At 35.7% G+C, this 1,681-nt stretch carries 3 protein-coding genes and 1 pseudogene; all 4 read right to left on the bottom strand.

All coding sequences use genetic code 11. The annotated features are described in order from the left end of the window. Positions 1-351: 351 nt before the first annotated feature. Complete coding sequence (locus tag ACFIJK_RS09150) at positions 352-747, bottom strand: type II toxin-antitoxin system HicB family antitoxin (protein WP_005864994.1); 396 nt, start codon at positions 745-747, stop codon at positions 352-354. Next, on the bottom strand, positions 744-944 hold the full coding sequence (locus tag ACFIJK_RS09145; RefSeq protein WP_007553727.1) for a type II toxin-antitoxin system HicA family toxin: 201 nt from the start codon (positions 942-944) through the stop codon (positions 744-746). The genes ACFIJK_RS09150 and ACFIJK_RS09145 overlap by 4 nt, the downstream gene beginning before the upstream one ends. A 67-nt stretch (positions 945-1,011) precedes the next feature. After that, the gene (locus ACFIJK_RS09140) at positions 1,012-1,548 is read right to left on the bottom strand and encodes a hypothetical protein (protein WP_375627573.1); all 537 of its coding nucleotides are present in this window, start codon (positions 1,546-1,548) and stop codon (positions 1,012-1,014) included. A 10-nt stretch (positions 1,549-1,558) separates the two neighbouring features. Further along, positions 1,559-1,681 (bottom strand): annotated as a pseudogene (locus ACFIJK_RS09135) (single-stranded DNA-binding protein); the annotation flags it as partial.

Here is a 1,681-nt window from a genome sequence, read left to right as displayed (position 1 = left end):
CAACACACATTGGCTTAGTGATGACAGCTTTCATCATTGCTCCTTTTGAGTCATAATTAATGACATCATTAGTCAAATATTGATTTTTATTCTGTGAAAAATTGATTAACCAGAATTACCGAGAAAACGGGGCTTTCTAGCCACGTTTCAAGTTCACATTTTACTGAATTTTTGAGGATATTTTTGAATTTTAGACACAATACGACTAGTGCCGTGTCGTCATTAAATACGATTTTTTACACTATGTCAACAAAAAAATCATGATCTTGTATTTTTTTTATTTTTTTACCTAAATATGGTGTTTTTAGAAACAAAAAGGTATGTATTGACACAGCCAAAAAAGAAGAAAATCTAAATATTAAGCTCGTGACGCGCTGCTGTTGCCAAAAAAGCAGATCTTGTTAAACCTCTTTCTTGTGCACAATCATCAATTGCACGCAAAAGCCCTCTTTCAATAGATATATTCGTACGTACCACTTCTGCATCATTTTCAATAAAGGGGACTTGTATTAAAAAAGCTCCTTCTGACAAAGCTGTTTTGACAGATTCCCGTTGGATGACTTCCTCAAATTTTGAAGGAATAGGCACTATATCTATATCTTCGCAATAAAGTTGAAGTGCTTCTGTTGCGTTTGCGATTAAATTTTCTTCCTCATCAGCAGCAGAAAAAAGTCCCTCAAAATCAGGAAACTGAACACCAAAAGCAGAATCTTCATCTTTATGAACAAGAGCAAAAAATCTTTTCATTTTTCTTCTCCTTTTTTTAACCAACCTGCTTGTTGTGCGATAGAACGTGCTGTACCAATCGGAAGATTTTTTTTAGGATGTGGAACAATAACAACCTTACCATCTTTTTTTAATTTATGATGAGAACCTTTTACTTTGACAAGTTCAAAGCCATCACGCTTTAATTTTGCAATGATTTTTCGGCTATCTTGTTCCATTCCCTAAACTCACGATGTGTAAATATATACACATTTTAATGATTTTTCATCTGATGTCAATTCTTTTTTAACGGCTAAAGTGCTTATGAAGCGCATTAAGAACAATACGCAAAGAACTAACAAGATGTGTTAGCGATTGATCTTCTATAACAAGATATTGTAATGCAGCATAAAGATTATACTGTCTATAGAGGTGTTGTGCTTCTTTGATAGCCTCTTTCGTCACTTCATAACAATGAGTTGCTCTTTCAATCCACCGTTTTTGTGCCTCCTCATTTGATGGAGGAGTAAAGTTATCATAAATTGCATTAGGCAATCCTTTTGCACATAGGTAATTGTTTCTCACTTCAAGATATTTTTGTGCAGCATCATATTGGTCTTGATTAATCACACCTTGCAGATAAAGCCGCCCGATATAGGTACCGGAAAGCGGATTTTTAGCCTCTTCTATGGTCAAGCAGAAGCGTTTGGCACGCATTTCAATTGCCAATTTATCCATGGGTTCATGCGGTGTTTTTGCTCGTGAGATGCGTCCATTTGGTTCTCTGATACACCCTTTAATTCGAGGACGACCACGTTTTGCATGTTTTTTTCTTTTAGCCATATTTTTTCAATCAGAATGGGACGCTATCGTTAAGAGCTGTTCTATAATCTTGAGCACCTGAAGCGATAGCATAATTTTGAGAAGTAATAGGTGAAGGGGTAGGGGATGCCGATTGATCTTTCTTTGCATCAAG

Source organism: Bartonella sp. PS17NMGDW (assembly GCF_042193555.1).
Classification (GTDB): Bacteria; Pseudomonadota; Alphaproteobacteria; order Rhizobiales; family Rhizobiaceae; genus Bartonella; species Bartonella grahamii.
The sequence above is the reverse complement of the archived record's forward strand: the minus strand, read 5'-3'. Positions and strand labels throughout refer to the sequence as shown.